This window comes from Sporichthyaceae bacterium (genome assembly GCA_036493475.1).
Lineage (GTDB): Bacteria > Actinomycetota > Actinomycetes > Sporichthyales > Sporichthyaceae > DASQPJ01.
The window spans coordinates 22697-37017 of the sequence record DASXPS010000058.1 but is presented as its reverse complement, the minus strand read 5'-3'; the positions used below and the strand labels follow the sequence as shown (position 1 = coordinate 37017).

The window sequence follows — 14321 nt, the reverse complement described above, 5'->3', positions numbered from 1 at the left end:
GCGGGCATCAACTCCGCCGATGCGGTGCGGGTCGCCGGGTGGGACCGCGACCTGCAGTTGCTGCTCACCGAGCTGCGGGCGAACGCCGAGCGGATCCGCGAGGTCCGGTTGCCGGTCGGCCTGTCCGCCTCGCAGGTACTCGCGCTGGCGGCCGATCCCGACGCGTTGGCCCGCGACCTGGCCCGGCCCATGCCCCGCCCACCGGCGCCGGCGGCGCGTCGGGGTACCCGATTCCACGCCTGGGTGGAGGCGCAATTCGGCCAGCAGTCCCTGCTCGAGGTGGACGACCTGCCCGAGGCCGCCGACGCCGACCTGGACGACGAGGAACTCGCCGCGCTGCAGTCGGCGTTCCGGCGCGGGCCGTACGCCGCGCGACGGCCCTACCGGGTGGAGGCGCCGTTCGCGTTGGCCCTCGCCGGCCGGGTGATCCGCGGGCGTATCGACGCGGTCTACGAGCACCTCGGCGGCTGGGAGGTGGTGGACTGGAAGACCCATCGCAGCCAATCCGCCGACCCGCTGCAGCTGGCCATCTACCGGTTGGCGTGGGCGGAGATCGTCGGCGCAGCGATCGACACCGTCGATGCGGCGTTCTGCTACGTGCGCTCCGGGCGGGTGGTGCGCCCCGACCTGCCGCAGCGGGCCGAACTCGAGAAATTGCTCGGCAGGGGCAGTGCATAGGCTCGGCTCATGACCACGCCGGGGTGGGTGCAGGAACCCATGATGCTCAGCCGCAGCACCCACGACCGTGCCGCGCACCTACGGCTGGACCCGGCGGCGCTGGCCGCGGCCTGGGACGACCCACGCGCCAAGGTGATCCGGGTGCACGGCGGCTTGGCCGCGTTCGGCTCGGACGGCAAGGAGCTGGCGTATCTGACGGCAAGTCAGGTTAATCCGGCGGCCGCGCGCTACTTCCTCGGCCTCGATGCCGACGGGTCCCCGTACTTCGCGGCCGATGGCCCGTGGGAACCCGCCGAGGGGGAACGCGCGGTGGGGCTGCGAGACATCAGTTCCTCGCTCGGCCCGACCGCGGCCGGGCTTTATGTCCACGCGCTGGGCTTGGCCAACTGGCACGTCAAGCACGGCTTCTGTGCGGTGTGCGGGTCGCCCACCGTTATCGCTGCCGCCGGGCATGTCCGGCAGTGCCCGAACTGTGGGTCCCAGCACTTCCCGCGTTACGACCCCGCGGTGATCATGCTCGTCGTCGACGACGACGACCGCGCGCTGTTCGGGCACAACCCCGCCTGGCCGCCCGGCCGGTTCTCCACCCTGGCCGGCTTCGTCGAACCAGGTGAATCCCTGGAGGCCGCCGTCATCCGCGAGGTCTACGAGGAGGTGGGCGTCGTCATCGACGACGTCAGCTACGAGGGCAGCCAGCCCTGGCCCTTCCCCTCCTCGCTGATGCTCGGCTTCCGCGCCCACACCTGCGACCCCACCCTGCGTATCGACGCCGAAGAAATCACCGAAGCCCGCTGGTTCAGCCGCGACGAACTCGTCGCCGCCGGCAAGGCCAGGGAAGTCCTGATGCCCGGCTCCATTTCCATCGCCCGCTGGCTCGTCGAACGCTGGTTCGGCAAACCCCTCCCCGCCGACAACCACTGGTAACTCCAGTGGCTGACGTCATCCGCGTCGACCACGAAACACGGGGCCGGCGTGGTTCAGGAGGATGACATCAGCTACGGCGCGAGCTTGGCGCGGACCTGAGCGAGGGTGGGGTTGGTGAGGGCGGTGCCGTCGGGGAACAGGACGGTGGGGACCACGGCGTAGCCGCGGTTGACCTCTTTGACGAAGGCCTCGGCCTCGGGGTCGGCGTCGATGTCGACGGCGGTGAAGGGAATGCCCTCGGTCTGCAACAGGCCCTTGAGGCGACGGCAGGGGCCGCACCAGGTGGTGCTGAAGACCGTGATCGATTCGGTGGAGGTCACCGGAATCCCTTCTGCTCGACGTGTCAACCAGTTCAACCGTCGATGGGCCCGAACTCTTCCAGGTGCCTGTCGGACGGGGCTGTCAGGATGGGCCGGTGTCTTCAAGTGTCACCGCCGTCCGTGTCGCTGCCGTCCTTGATGCCCTCGACCCCGAACAACGTGCGGTCGCCGAAGCCCTGACCGGTCCGGTGTGTGTGCTGGCCGGCGCCGGCACCGGCAAGACCCGGGCCATTACGCACCGCATCGCGCACGGGGTGCTGGTCGGGGCGTACCCGGCGCAGCACGTGCTCGCGGTGACGTTCACCGCTCGCGCGGCCGGGGAATTGCGCTCCCGGCTGCGCGCGCTGGGCGCGCACGGCGTGCAGGCCCGCACGTTCCACTCCGCGGCGCTGCGCCAGCTGCAGTTCTTCTGGCCGACGGCCATCGGCGGCGAGCTGCCCCGGCTGGAGGCGTCCAAGGCCGCACAGGTCGCCGCGGCAGCCGCCCGGGCGCGCCTGCGCCCCGGCCCGGCCGACGTGCGCGACCTGGCCGCGGAGATCGAGTGGGCCAAGGTCAGCCAGGTCGCCCCCGCCGATTACGCCGGCGCCGCGATCAAGGCCGACCGCACCACCCCGGCCGGCCTCGACCCGGCGGGCATGGCCGAGCTGTACGCGGGTTATGAGGACGTCAAGGCCGGCCGCGGCCTGATCGACATGGAGGACATCCTGCTGCTCACCGTCGGCGTGCTCAGCGAGAACGCCGACGTCGCCGAGCGGGTCCGCCGCCAGTACCGGCACCTGGTGGTCGACGAGTACCAGGACGTGAGCCCGCTGCAGCAACGCCTGTTGGAGGTGTGGGCCGGGAACTCCCGCGAGCTGTGCGTGGTCGGGGATCCGAACCAGACCATCTACTCCTTCGCCGGGGCCACCCCGGAGTACCTGCAGACCTTCGTCCGCCGGCTGCCCGGCACCACCACCGTGCGGCTGGTGCGTAACTACCGGTCCACCCCGCAGGTGGTCGAGCTGGCCAACCAAGTGCTGCGCGCCGGGGCCGGCGTCGAGCTGCGGGCCCAATCACCCGCCGGTCCGGCCCCCACGCTGACCGAGCATCCGGACGAACCCACCGAGGCCGAGGCGGTGGCCGCTCACATCGCAGCCCTGCGTGAGGCGGGCGTGGCGGCCAGCGAGATCGCCGTGCTGTTCCGCACCAACGCCCAGTCGCTGGCTTATGAGCAGGCCCTGGCCGAGCGCGGGGTGCCGTTCGTGCTGCGCGGCGGGGAGAAGTTCTTCGCCCGCCCCGAGGTGAAGGCCTCGCTGCTGCGGCTGCGCGGCGCGGCCCGGGCCGCGGCGGTGGGCACCGACCCCGGCCACGACCTCGAGCTGAGCATGGTCGAGCAAGTGCGCGCGGTGCTCGCCGACGCCGGACTCACCGCGGGCAGCGCGCGGGCAGCGGGTGCCGCGGGGGAGCAGGCCGAGTCGTTGGCGGCGCTGATCCGGGTGGCCGAGGACCTCGCCGCCGCCGACCCGGCCGCGGACCTCGCCGCGCTGGTCGCCGAGCTGGACACCCGGGCCGCGGACTCGCACGTGCCGGTGATCGAGGGCGTCACGCTCGCCTCGCTACACGCCGCGAAGGGCCTGGAATGGGAGGCGGTTTTCCTGGTCGGTCTGGTCGAGGGCATGGTGCCGATCAGCTACGCGGGTACCCCGGAAGCGATCGAGGAGGAACGGCGACTGCTCTACGTCGGGCTCACCCGGGCCCGCAAACACCTCGAGCTGTCCTGGGCGCTGTCCCGCTCGCCGGGCGGCCGCGGGAATCGGCCCGCCTCGCGCTTTCTCGACCCGTTGCGGCCCAGCCGCTCGCGGCCGGTAGCGGCGGACCGACCGGCGAAAGCCGGCAAATCCGCCCGCACCCGCACCTGCCGCGAGTGCGGCCGGCCGCTGATCGAGGCTGCCGCCCGCAAACTGGGCCGCTGCCCCGATTGCCCGTCCCGGGTCGATGAGGCACTGCTGGACCGATTGCGCAGTTGGCGATTGGACCGGGCCCGCGCCCAGTCGCTGCCCGCCTACTGCGTGTTCACCGACGCAACGCTGCTGGCCATCGCGGAAACCGAACCCGCCGCGCCGAACGAACTGGCCCGAATCTCCGGGGTCGGCGCCGCAAAATTGGAGCGCTACGGCGCGGACGTACTGGCGATCTGTGCGGGATTGGACCCCGCGGACGCGGAAAATTCCGGCGAGCAGGCCGAAGGACCATAGGAATAATCGGTTGCGGGCTCGTGGTACGGCAACGTACTCTCCAGTCACTAACAGCTGTGCCCACTCGGGGCTGCGGCGCGCGCGAACAGGGAGGTGAGTTCAGGTGATCAACGCAATCGCTGGCAACAGCTACGTCGGCACCGCCGGGGCTCGCTTGCCCATGGCCGCTGCGGTGCCCGCAGCTGCCGCCGCTTGGCAGCTGACTGATGCTGTGCGCCCGCATGTCATGGCCAAGCAGCTCAAGCGCACCACCGATGTCTTCCCGTCCAGATTCCGCGGAATGGACCCACCGGTCTAGGCACCACGACCGGCGAGCCACTTCCAGGCCGCGGAACCCGACAAGGGATCCGCGGCCTTCTTGTTTGGGCCCGCGGTAACCCAGCGAACTACCGACAGACGCACCACCGATGCAAGTGATCTCCAGAAAAGGGGGTGACATCCCGATGTTGCAGACCGCCGCAGTGATCGACGACCTCGCCGAGGAGGTCGCGAAGAGGCTGCCGTGTCGAGCTTTCGACGCGGAGTTGTTCTTCGCGGAGTCCCCGGAGGACGTCGAGTACGCGAAGTCACTGTGCCGCAACTGCCCGGTGCGCACGGCGTGCCTGGCCGGCGCGCTTCACCGCGCCGAGCCGTGGGGTGTTTGGGGCGGGGAGTTGTTCGTGCAGGGCATCGTCGCACCGCGCAAGCGGCCGCGTGGCAGGCCCCGCAAGACCGAACTTGCTGCCTAGCAAGCGCAGTGACTGACCATCAGCCAACAGCCGAAGGAGTCAGTCATGTACGGGATCGAGGACGTGGCGCGAGAACACGTCCGAACACGCCTGGCGGAGGCCTCCCGCTCGCGTCGCCTGGGGACGGCGCGGCGGATCCGTCGGGCAGAGCGGTTGGCCCGCCGCGCCGAGCGAGCCGCGCTGCGCGCGGACATCGCTGTGATGCGCAGCGGCGAGTAGCCACCGCCACGAGAAAGGGCCCGGGCCTCAGCGCCCGGGCCCTTTTCTCTTGCTCACGCGCAGCCGGCGGCCGCCGGGTCGGGAATCTCTTCCTCGCCGGGCAGCCAGGTGTTCAGCTCGTCGCGCCACGGACCCCCCGCCTCGAGCTGGCAGAGCACGCCGATGGAGCCCAGCCACACCCGGTGGATGAGCAGGTACTTCGGCGGCAGGTTCAGCTGCAGGCCGGTGTAGTAGTGCGCGGACCGCGGGTCGGAGATGCGGGCGGCCTGCGCGCGCAGCCAGGACCGGGAGAACCGAAACCCGTCCGTGGTCACCGGCTCCAGGAACGGCATCAGGTACGACAGCAGCTTGTCCGGGTCGATGTCGATGGAGGCCTTGATGAAGCCCTCCTGGCGCAGGCCACGCACCACCTCCGCGCCGTTCCCGGCCAGCGCCGCGGCGAGGAATTGGCGGATCGGCGCCGGCATGCCTTCGGGCAGGTGCGCGACCGCGCCGAAGTCCAGCACGCCCAATCGGCCGTCGGGCAGCATCCGGAAGTTGCCCGGGTGCGGGTCGGCGTGCAGCTTCCGGGACCGGGCGGGCCCGACCAGCAGGAAGCGGTGGTAGAGCAAACCGGCGCGGTCGCGGATCGCCTGATCGCCCTCGTTGATGATCCGGGACAGCGGGATTCCGTCGATCCACTCGGTGACGAGCACCTCGCCGGCCTGGTGCACCACCTTGGGCACGCAGATGTCCGCATCGCCGTCGAAGGCTGCGGCGAACGCGCGCTGCGAGTCCGCCTCCAGCGCGTAGTCCAGTTCCTCGGCGACCCGCTCCTTGAGCTCGGCGACCAGCGGTTTAACGTCCAACCCCGGCACCAGCACACCGAACAACCGGGCCAACCGGGAGAGCTGATTGAGGTCGCCGAGCAGCGCCGCGCCCGCGCCCGGATATTGCACCTTGACCGCCACCTGACGGCCGTCGGCCCACACCGCGCGGTGTACCTGGCCCACGCTGGCCGCGGCCACCGCGCGGGTGTCGAACTCGGCAAACATCTCCCGCCACGCCGGCCCGAGGCTGGAGGTCATCACCTCGTGCACCACCCGCGGCGGTAACGGCGGGGCGGCTTCCTGCAGCTTGGTCAGCGTGGCCCGGTAGGGCGCCGCGAGGTTCTCCGGCAGCGCGGCCTCGAACACGGACAGGGTTTGGCCGAACTTCATGGCCCCGCCCTTGAGCTCGCCGAGCACCTTGAACACCTGCTCGGCGGTGCGCTGCTGGATCTCCGCGGTGACGATCTCCGCGGGCCGCCCCCCGATGCGTTTGCCCAGGCCAAGGGTGGCGCGCCCGGCCATCCCCAGCGGCAGAGCGGCGAGCTTGGCCCCGCGGGTCACCGCCTTGAGCGGGATATCCGCGGGGCCGGAAGAGGAGCTCACCCGCTCATTGTGACGTGCGGGTGCGTCCTGGCGATGATCACGGCCGGAATCAGCGTGCCGGCAGTAACTCCAGGAACGGGTGGGGCAGGCGGGTCAGGCCTTGCCGAGAATGCGGTTGAGCTTGGTGCCGCAAACCGGGCAGATGCCCTGGGCCATCCGGCGACCCGACTCGCTGACCTTGACTTCGCCGGTGAAATCGCGCTTCTCCTTGCATTTCACGCAGTACGCGTTGCCGGTGTAGCTCTCGGCCATCTCGGTCTCCTGGGCTCGGCGGGAGTCTCTCGTCACGCTCCAGCCTAGGGGGAGACACGCTCAGCGCCCCTACTTGCCTCGTCCGGCGGCGCGCCGTTGCCGATCGCCCCCGAGTGAGGGCCGCTCGGCTGTACCGTCATTTTTCGTGGGGTCGAGGACTTCCGCAGTGCCGAGCGAGCCGTCCGCTGCCGAACCTGTCGAGGTTCGCCGTAGCGCGCGCCGGCGGCTCACCGTGACCGCCTACCGGGAGGCCGGGCGGACCGTCGTGCTGATCCCGGCCCGGATGAGCCGGGCCGAGGAACGGCGTTGGGTCGAGGTCATGCTGGCCCGACTCTCCGCCCAGGACGGGCGCCGCCGACCCACCGACGATGTGCTGCTGGGCCGGGGGTGGAAGCTGTCCGAGCGCTACCTCGGTGGTCTCGCAGCCCCGGTGTCGGTGCGCTGGGCGGAGAACCAGGTCACCCGCTGGGGTTCGTGCACGCCGTCGGACGGCAGCATCCGACTGTCCACCCGCCTGCGCGGCATGCCGAGCTACGTCGTGGACTACGTGCTGCTGCACGAGTTGGCGCACCTTCTCGAGCCCGGCCACGGTCCGACGTTCTGGGCTTTGTTGGCCGACTACCCGAAGCTGGAGCGGGCCCGCGGCTATCTCGACGGGGTTGCCCACGCTGCCGGACTGGACCTCGGCGACGCCGATTCCGACGGGGACGCCTCGTCCTGAGCCGCGGTGTCGGTCAGCTCGCGGCGAGCACGCAGGCCACCGTCCAGACCGCCGCGTAACCGATGGCCGCCGCGATGCCGTAGGCCGGCGAGGTGACCGACCCGGGACCGGCCGGTGCCGGCCGATCGGTCTGCGTGCCGATCAACGGCTCGGCGGCGTAGAGCTCGTCGGGGTCCCACTGGCCACCGGCCCGACGCGCCGATTCGGTATTGATCAGCGCGACGAGTTCCTTCACCCGGTGCTCGCGGGTCATCGGTCCGGACAGCGCCGGGCCGAACAGGATCGAGCGCACCTGGTCGTGGTCGGCCAGGGCCAGGGTGAGGTGTCGGTCGAATGCGGCGCCGGCCACGCCCGGCCAGGGTGTGTGGATCGTCTGCAGCGGGTTGTGGAAGGCGACGCCGGTGTCGTCCACCCGGACTCGCGGGCGCAACAGGAAGCGGTCGGTGCCCCAGAGCATGGGCACCACCAGCACCCCGAAGAACCACCGGTCGAGGAACCCGCTGCCGGAGTTCACGGTTTGGCCGGGGTCGGCCAGCACCGCGGCGGCGAATGCCACGCTGACCAGCAGCAGGAACACGCCCACCCCCAGGGCGGCGGGCTGGCGCACCACCACCGCCTGCTGCTCGGGCAGCGTGGTCGTGCGCAGCGGCCCCAGCCCGAGCGGCCGACTCATGCCCGCGCTCTGGCCAATGCCACCCGGACCAGCGTGCGCACCGCGTCGTCGGTGTTCTCCGGCAACGCGTCGAACGGGAACCAGGCGGCGTCATCCGACTCCTCGCTGGCCACCGGTTGCGCGCCGACGGGGGCGAGAGCGGCGTACATCACGTCCAGGTGGTGCTCCACGTCCGGGCGTTTGCGCCGGCAGGGCGCGGGATGGCGATCCAGCAGCACCGGTCCGCCGAGGATGCGTAGACCCTCGATCAGGGTCTCCTCGGTGGCCTCGCGCAGCGCCGCGTCGGCCAACGTGGCATCGCTCGGTTCGCAGTGCCCGCCGGGCTGTAACCACAGCCCGGCGCGCGGGTGCAACACCAGACCGACGTGCTGCAGGTCCACATCCAGCACCAGTGCGGAGGCGGTGATGTGCGCGGGCGCGCAGGTGCGCCACAACGCGTCGTCGTGCGCGGCCAGGTGCGCCAGGTAATCCGCGCGCAACTGCTGTTGGACCGGGTCCTCGGGCTGATACGCCGTCAGCACGCCGACCGCGTCGGCGTGCAGACTCACTGCCCCTCGGGGTTCTCGTCGTCCAACAGACTGCCCAGGTCCAGCTCGCTGCTGGAGATGAACCCGTCGGGGTTGTCCAGATCCTCGGCGGTGGGCAGCAGGTCCGGGTGCGCCCAGATTGCGTCGCGTCCGGCGATGCCGCGGGCCTCGGCGAGCTTCTGCCACATCACCGCGGCGTCACGCAGTCGCCGGGGGCGCAGCTCCAGCCCGACCAGGTTGCCGAACGTCTGCTCGGCCGGTCCACCGGCCGCGCGGCGGCGGCGCACGGTCTCCCGGAGCGCGCCCGCCGCGGTGAGATGCTCGGCCGCCGCGGCGCCGGCCACCTCGTCCACCCAGCCCTCGATCAGCGCCAGCACGGTCTCCAGCCGGGTCAGCGCGGCCTGCTGCTCGGGGGTTTGTTCCGGGGTGAACATGCCCTCGGACAGCGCCCGGGAGATCGCCTCGGGGTTGTTCGGGTCCAACTCACCAACGATCTGCTCGATGCGCGACATGTCGACGTTGATCCCGCCCGCATAGGCCTCCACCGCGGACAGCACGTGGCCGCGCAGCCACGGGGCGCCCGCGAACAGACGCTGATGTGCGGCCTCGCGCAGCGCCAGGAACAGACGGACCTCGGCCGCCTCCACGCCCAGGCCGGCGCCGAACGCGGCCACGTTGCTGGGGACCAGGGCCGGACGCCCGGCCGGGCCCAGCGGCAGCCCGATGTCGGTGGCGCTGACCACCTCGGCAGCCAGGGTGCCCAGCGCCTGACCGACCTGGGCACCGAACATGGCGCCGCCCATCTGCCGCATCATGCCGAGCAGTGGTCCGGCCTGAGCGGCCATCTCCGCGGGCAGCACCTCGCCCATCGCGCCAACCACCCGCGCGGCCACCGGGTCGACCAGCTTGCGCCAGATCGGCAGCGTCGCCTCGACCCACTCCGCCCGACTCCAGGCGAGCGCAGCGGCGCCGCTGGCCGGCAGTGCGGTCAGCGGGTCCAGCCACAGCTCGGCCAACCGCAGTGCGTCGGCTACCTCGCCGGCCGCGGCCGAGGACACGGACGGGTCCGGTTCGGTGGCAACCTGCTTGCGGGCCACGTCCTTGGCCAGGTCCCAGTTCACCGGGCCGCCGGTCCAGGCCATCATCTGGCCGATCTGGGCGAATGCCGCCTGGATCGCTGCGGGGTCGTTGCCGAACATGGCCGCGAACGGGTTGGTGTTCGGGTCGGTAAAGTCCATCCTCGGCCGGTCCGGGTCGTCGTCACCCGGCATGCCGAACCCGAACGGCACCTCGCTCATCGGCGTGCCTCGCTGCACTCGTGCGGCTCAGCAGCCGCGTTGACACTGTGCTCGATGATGAGCTCGCTTCGCTCACTCATCGGCCTGGCTCCCAGCGCGCCGGAGCGTGCAGCGCTGCGCAATGCCCATCCCGGGGCAGACTGGGCGTCGTGAACTGGACGTTCATGAATTCCAACCTAGCCGGGCGGCCGCGGGGATGACCGAGGCGCAGGGTCGGGTTCGCTCTGGGCGGACCGAGTCGAGCCCTGCCGCGCCGGCCCGCTGGGCCGCGGCGCGCACGCGATCCCCGCGGCCCGGACGCGGCCCGATCGTCGCAATCACCGACGCCGACCGAGGCCTGGGCGCGCTGCTTGCGGAGCGGTTGACCGGTCACCCCGAGGTGGCCGACCTGCGGGCCGTCGCGACCGGCGAGCCCCGGTTGGCGGCGCGACTACGCGGCGCCGACGTTGTGGTGCACTTCGCGCTACCGCTGGACACGCTGACCCCGACCGGATCGGCGGTACGTACCGCCGCGACGGTGCTGCGCGGCGCCAACAGTGTGCCCCGGCTGGTGCTGGTCAGCTCCGCCATGGTCTACGGCGCGGACCCGGCCAACGAGCTCCCGCTGGACGAGGACGCCGAGCTGCGGGCGGCCGACGACGGCGGGCTGGTCACCGACCTGCTGGCCATCGAGCAACTGGCCGCCGCGGCCCGGCCGGCCGGTGCCGGGCAGCGGCTGACCGTGCTGCGCCCGGCGATGATCGTCGGGCGTGGCGCGGACACCGTGCTCACCCGGCACTTCGCCGGCCCGCGGCTGCTGCATCTGCAGGGGGAACGTCCGGTGTGGCAGTTCTGCCATGTGGACGACCTGCTCGCGGCGGGTGAATACGCGGTGCTGGGCAAGGTCTCCGGTGCGGTGACCGTGGGCTGCCAGGGGTGGCTGGACCAGGAGACCGTGGAGGCCGCGACCGGAATGCGCCGGGTGTCGGTGCCCGCCGGGTTGGCGTTCGGCACCGCGGAACGGTTGCACCGGTTCGGGGTGAGTCCGGCCCCGCCCAGCGAGCTGCGCTACGTCGCCTACCCATGGGTTATCCCCAGCACCAGGCTGTCCGAGGCGGGCTGGCGGCCGCACTACGACAACGTGACCGCGCTGCAGGCACTGATCGCTGACCTGGCCGCGAACGGCAGTCGGCGCGGGTTGCCGCAGTCGGGTTCGGTGGCCGCCGGCGCCGCGGTGGCCATGGTGGGCACGGCCGCATTGCTACGCCAGGCGCGCCGCCGGCGGCGCGGCTGACACAATCAGTCCTGTGAGCGACGTCATTCGAGTGCTGGAGATCAGGGACACCCCGCTGTCGCCGCAGGAGATCCTGGCCGCGGTCGACGACCCCGCGGCCGGCGGCAGCACGTTGTTCGTCGGGACCGTGCGCGACCACGACGGTGGTCGCGATGTCAACGCGTTGCGGTACAGCGCGCACCCCAGCGCGGTCGACGTGATGCGCACCGTGGCCGAGTCGGTCATCGCCGAGTTCGACGTCATCCGGTTGGCCGCGGTGCATCGGGTGGGGGACCTGGAGATCGGGGACCTCGCGGTGGTGGTGGCAGTGTCCACCGGGCACCGCGGCGAGGCGTTCACCGCATGCAAGGCGCTGATCGACCGGATCAAGGCGAGCGTGCCGATCTGGAAGCACCAGGAGTTCGGGGACGGCACGACCGAATGGGTGGGGACCCCCTGAGCCCCGACATGCTCGCGTAGGGTCGCGTCGTGCTCAAGCTCAAGCCCACCGACTGGCGGTCCCCGCGGTCGGCGTCGTTGACCGTCTCGGGCGCTCTGTTGGCGGTGCTCGCCGGGTTGCTGGTGTTGTTACCGGTGCCCTACGCGCGGCTGTCGCCGGGCCCGCCCACCGACACCCTGGGTAGTGCCGACGGCAAACCGCTGATCGTGATCACCGGGCACCCGACCTACCCGGTGACCGGCAAGCTGGAGCTGACCACGGTCTCCATCACCAACCCCGACCACCGAATGAGCCTGATCGAGGCGTTGACCGGGTGGTTCCGCTCCGGGGTGGCCGTTGTCCCGAAGGACACCGTCTACGACACCACCAAGTCCAGCCAGCAGATCGAGGCCGAGAACACCCAGGAGATGGCGCTCTCCCAGAAGCACGCCACCGCTGCCGCGCTGCAGGCGCTGAACATCCCGGGCATCCAGTCCTACGTGGTGGTCGCCGCGGTCACCGACGGCACTCCGGCGGCGGGCAAGCTGAACATCGGTGACCGGATCGAGAAGATCGACGGCACCGTGATCACCACCCCGGAGGAGGTGGTCACCGCGGTGCGCAAGCACAAGCCGGGCGAGGCGGTGACGTTCGTGGTCAAGCGCGGCGCCGCCGAGCTGACCCAGACGGTGACCACGACCAAAAACCCTGATGATGCGTCAGTTCCCTTTGTGGGCATCCGACCGGACCGCGACTACACGTTCCCGTTCGACGTGAAGATCCAGCTGGACGACGTCGGCGGGCCCAGCGCCGGGATGATGTTCGCGCTGGGCATCATCGAGCGGCTCACCCCGGAGGACATCGACGGCGGGAAGATCGTGGCCGGCACCGGGACCATCGACGACGACGGCACCGTCGGCAAGATCGGCGGCATCCAGATGAAGATCCGCGGCGCCAGGCGGTCCGGCGCCACGGTGTTCCTGGTGCCGGCGGACAATTGCCGCGAGGCGCTCCAGGGGGCGCCGAAGGGCATCCAGTTGGTACGGGTGGACAAGCTGTCCACCGCACTGTCCGCATTGCAGGCGATCCGCACCGGGCAGGGCACCGTCCCGCACTGCTGATGGGCCCGTCGTTGGTCTGCGCGACACGTGCCCGCAACGTGGCGCGGCTAGCGTCCGTGCATGGACCCCACCGCGGGTGAGCTGCCGCAGATCATCGTGCTGTTCGGGGCAACCGGTGACCTCGCGCGGCGCAAGTTGCTGCCGGGCATCTACCGGCTGTGCGCGACCCGGCTGCTCGGCCCGTGCCGGGTGGTGGGCAGCTCGCTGGACGACCTGGATGACGACGCGTTCCGGGAGTTCGCCTGGGATGCGATTCAGCAGTTCTCCACGCACCCGCCGGATCGGGCCAGCTGGGAAGACTTCGCGCATCGGTTGACCTACACCGCCACGGCCACCGGCGCCGAGGGTTTGGCGACGGTGGTGAGCCGCGCCGAGGACGAACTGGGCGGCATCGCCCGACGGCTGCACTATCTGTCCGTGCCGCCGAGCGCGGCCATGGCGGTGGTCCGGACCCTGGACGAGGCCAAGCTCGTGGAACGCTCCCGGATCATCCTGGAGAAGCCGTTCGGCACGGACCTGGCCAGTGCTCGGGTGCTCAACGCCGCGTTGCACGAGACCTTTGCCGAGGAGCAGATCTTCCGGATCGACCACTTCCTGGGCAAGGAGGCGGCGCAGAACATCTTGGCCTTCCGGTTCGCCAATGGCCTGTTCGAGCCGATCTGGAACCGCAATCACATCGACCACGTGCAGATCGACATCCCGGAGACCCTCGGCTGCGAGGACCGGGCCGGGTTCTACGAGGGCGTCGGGGCCTACAAGGACATGGTGGTCACGCACCTGTTCCAGGTGCTCGCATTCATGGCCATGGAGCCGCCGGCCGCGCTGGAGCCGGGCGCGATCAGCGAGGAGAAAAACAAGGTTTTCCGGTCCATGCGGCCGATCACCGGGGCGGACGTCGTCCGCGGCCAGTACGTCGGCTATCGGGAGCACCAGGGCGTCGCCACGCTCTCGGAGACCGAGACGTTCATCGCGCTGCGGGCGGAGATCGACAACTGGCGGTGGGCCGGGGTGCCGTTCTATCTGCGCACCGGCAAGAAACTGGCCGAGGGCGCCCGGATCATCTCGATCGCGTTTCGGGAACCGCCGAAGAGCATGTTCCCGCCCGGCTCCGGGGTGGGCGCGCACGGCCCGGACCACCTGACGTTCGACCTGGCCGAGGCCTCGAAGCTGTCGCTGTCCTTCTACGGCAAGCGGCCCGGGCCGGGCATGCGGCTGGAGAAGCTCTCGCTGCAGTTCGCGCTGAACACGACCGAGCACGCCGAAGACGTCCTGGAGGCCTACGAACGCCTCATCCACGACGCGATCTGCGGTGACCACACGCTGTTCACCACCGCGGATGGCATCGAACGCCTCTGGGAGCTCTCCGCGCCGCTACTGGCCGCGCCGCCGCCGGTGCGTCCCTACCCGGTCGGCTCCTGGGGCCCGAACGCCATCCACCAACTCGTCACCCCGCACTCCTGGCGGCTGCCATTCGAGCGCGGCTGGCGCAGCGGCTGATCGGCTAGCTGTCCTGACCGGGGACA

Annotated in this window: 17 protein-coding genes; 11 read left to right on the top strand and 6 right to left on the bottom strand. The window is 71.0% G+C overall.

The window, feature by feature from the left end; genetic code table 11:
• A partial coding sequence (locus VGJ14_06720; protein HEY2832100.1) for a PD-(D/E)XK nuclease family protein occupies nt 1–678 on the top strand: 678 nt, incomplete at its 5' end.
• A 9-nt stretch (nt 679–687) separates the two neighbouring features.
• A complete protein-coding gene (gene nudC / locus VGJ14_06715; GenBank protein HEY2832099.1) occupies nt 688–1602 on the top strand; it encodes an NAD(+) diphosphatase in 915 nt (304 codons plus the stop codon).
• Nucleotides 1603–1673: 71 nt separating this feature from the next.
• Here nudC and VGJ14_06710 read toward each other — a convergent pair whose 3' ends face one another.
• Nucleotides 1674–1922 (bottom strand): glutaredoxin domain-containing protein, encoded by a 249-nt coding sequence (locus VGJ14_06710; GenBank protein HEY2832098.1) that lies wholly within the window; start codon nt 1920–1922, stop codon nt 1674–1676.
• A gap of 95 nt (nt 1923–2017) precedes the next feature.
• On the opposite strand from VGJ14_06710, the gene VGJ14_06705 reads away from it, so the two are divergent.
• The 4 genes from VGJ14_06705 to VGJ14_06690 all read left to right on the top strand — a co-directional run bounded on the left by VGJ14_06705 (nt 2018) and on the right by VGJ14_06690 (nt 5103).
• A complete protein-coding gene (locus VGJ14_06705; protein HEY2832097.1) occupies nt 2018–4156 on the top strand; it encodes an ATP-dependent DNA helicase UvrD2 in 2139 nt (712 codons plus the stop codon).
• Between the two features lie 103 nt (nt 4157–4259).
• On the top strand, nt 4260–4454 hold the full coding sequence (locus VGJ14_06700) for a hypothetical protein (protein ID HEY2832096.1): 195 nt from the start codon (nt 4260–4262) through the stop codon (nt 4452–4454).
• 145 nt (nt 4455–4599) lie between these two features.
• A complete protein-coding gene (locus VGJ14_06695) occupies nt 4600–4884 on the top strand; it encodes a WhiB family transcriptional regulator (protein HEY2832095.1) in 285 nt (94 codons plus the stop codon).
• A gap of 45 nt (nt 4885–4929) precedes the next feature.
• Nucleotides 4930–5103, top strand: a complete 174-nt coding sequence (locus VGJ14_06690; GenBank protein ID HEY2832094.1) for a hypothetical protein — start codon at nt 4930–4932, stop codon at nt 5101–5103.
• 53 nt (nt 5104–5156) lie between these two features.
• Here VGJ14_06690 and VGJ14_06685 read toward each other — a convergent pair whose 3' ends face one another.
• Together VGJ14_06685 and VGJ14_06680 are read right to left on the bottom strand one after the other, a co-directional pair.
• Entirely contained in the window at nt 5157–6515 is a 1359-nt protein-coding gene (locus tag VGJ14_06685; protein ID HEY2832093.1) for an AarF/ABC1/UbiB kinase family protein, read from the bottom strand.
• Nucleotides 6516–6608: 93 nt separating this feature from the next.
• Nucleotides 6609–6767 (bottom strand): DUF5679 domain-containing protein, encoded by a 159-nt coding sequence (locus VGJ14_06680; GenBank protein HEY2832092.1) that lies wholly within the window; start codon nt 6765–6767, stop codon nt 6609–6611.
• Nucleotides 6768–6933: 166 nt separating this feature from the next.
• Here VGJ14_06680 and VGJ14_06675 point away from each other — a divergent pair, with 166 nt between their 5' ends.
• On the top strand, nt 6934–7488 hold the full coding sequence (locus tag VGJ14_06675; GenBank protein ID HEY2832091.1) for a YgjP-like metallopeptidase domain-containing protein: 555 nt from the start codon (nt 6934–6936) through the stop codon (nt 7486–7488).
• Nucleotides 7489–7501: 13 nt separating this feature from the next.
• On the opposite strand, the gene VGJ14_06670 is transcribed toward VGJ14_06675, so the two are convergent.
• Genes VGJ14_06670 through VGJ14_06660 form a run of 3 tightly spaced genes read right to left on the bottom strand, consistent with a single transcriptional unit; the run spans nt 7502 to nt 9986 of the window.
• Nucleotides 7502–8161: a PH domain-containing protein gene (locus VGJ14_06670; GenBank protein ID HEY2832090.1), complete on the bottom strand. Its 660-nt coding sequence runs from the start codon at nt 8159–8161 to the stop codon at nt 7502–7504.
• Nucleotides 8158–8709: an NUDIX domain-containing protein gene (locus tag VGJ14_06665; protein ID HEY2832089.1), complete on the bottom strand. Its 552-nt coding sequence runs from the start codon at nt 8707–8709 to the stop codon at nt 8158–8160. Before VGJ14_06665 ends, VGJ14_06670 begins: the two co-directional genes overlap by 4 nt.
• A complete protein-coding gene (locus VGJ14_06660) occupies nt 8706–9986 on the bottom strand; it encodes a zinc-dependent metalloprotease (protein HEY2832088.1) in 1281 nt (426 codons plus the stop codon). Before VGJ14_06660 ends, VGJ14_06665 begins: the two co-directional genes overlap by 4 nt.
• A 196-nt stretch (nt 9987–10182) precedes the next feature.
• On the opposite strand from VGJ14_06660, the gene VGJ14_06655 reads away from it, so the two are divergent.
• The 4 genes from VGJ14_06655 to zwf are packed head-to-tail and all read left to right on the top strand — an operon-like array spanning nt 10183 to nt 14295.
• Nucleotides 10183–11259 (top strand): NAD-dependent epimerase/dehydratase family protein, encoded by a 1077-nt coding sequence (locus tag VGJ14_06655; protein HEY2832087.1) that lies wholly within the window; start codon nt 10183–10185, stop codon nt 11257–11259.
• A 13-nt stretch (nt 11260–11272) separates the two neighbouring features.
• On the top strand, nt 11273–11698 hold the full coding sequence (locus VGJ14_06650; protein HEY2832086.1) for a molybdenum cofactor biosynthesis protein MoaE: 426 nt from the start codon (nt 11273–11275) through the stop codon (nt 11696–11698).
• Between the two features lie 29 nt (nt 11699–11727).
• Nucleotides 11728–12798: a PDZ domain-containing protein gene (locus tag VGJ14_06645; protein ID HEY2832085.1), complete on the top strand. Its 1071-nt coding sequence runs from the start codon at nt 11728–11730 to the stop codon at nt 12796–12798.
• A gap of 60 nt (nt 12799–12858) precedes the next feature.
• Nucleotides 12859–14295, top strand: a complete 1437-nt coding sequence (zwf, locus tag VGJ14_06640) for a glucose-6-phosphate dehydrogenase (protein HEY2832084.1) — start codon at nt 12859–12861, stop codon at nt 14293–14295.
• Nucleotides 14296–14321: the final 26 nt, after the last annotated feature.

Coding starts and splice junctions, on each gene's coding strand:
- nudC (HEY2832099.1), top strand. CDS start 688: ATGACCACGCCGGGGTGGGTGCAGGAACCCATGATGCTCAGCCGCAGC.
- VGJ14_06695 (HEY2832095.1), top strand. CDS start 4,600: ATGTTGCAGACCGCCGCAGTGATCGACGACCTCGCCGAGGAGGTCGCG.
- VGJ14_06690 (HEY2832094.1), top strand. CDS start 4,930: ATGTACGGGATCGAGGACGTGGCGCGAGAACACGTCCGAACACGCCTG.
- VGJ14_06680 (HEY2832092.1), bottom strand. CDS start 6,767: ATGGCCGAGAGCTACACCGGCAACGCGTACTGCGTGAAATGCAAGGAG.
- VGJ14_06670 (HEY2832090.1), bottom strand. CDS start 8,161: ATGAGTCGGCCGCTCGGGCTGGGGCCGCTGCGCACGACCACGCTGCCC.
- VGJ14_06660 (HEY2832088.1), bottom strand. CDS start 9,986: ATGAGCGAGGTGCCGTTCGGGTTCGGCATGCCGGGTGACGACGACCCG.
- VGJ14_06655 (HEY2832087.1), top strand. CDS start 10,183: ATGACCGAGGCGCAGGGTCGGGTTCGCTCTGGGCGGACCGAGTCGAGC.
- zwf (HEY2832084.1), top strand. CDS start 12,859: ATGGACCCCACCGCGGGTGAGCTGCCGCAGATCATCGTGCTGTTCGGG.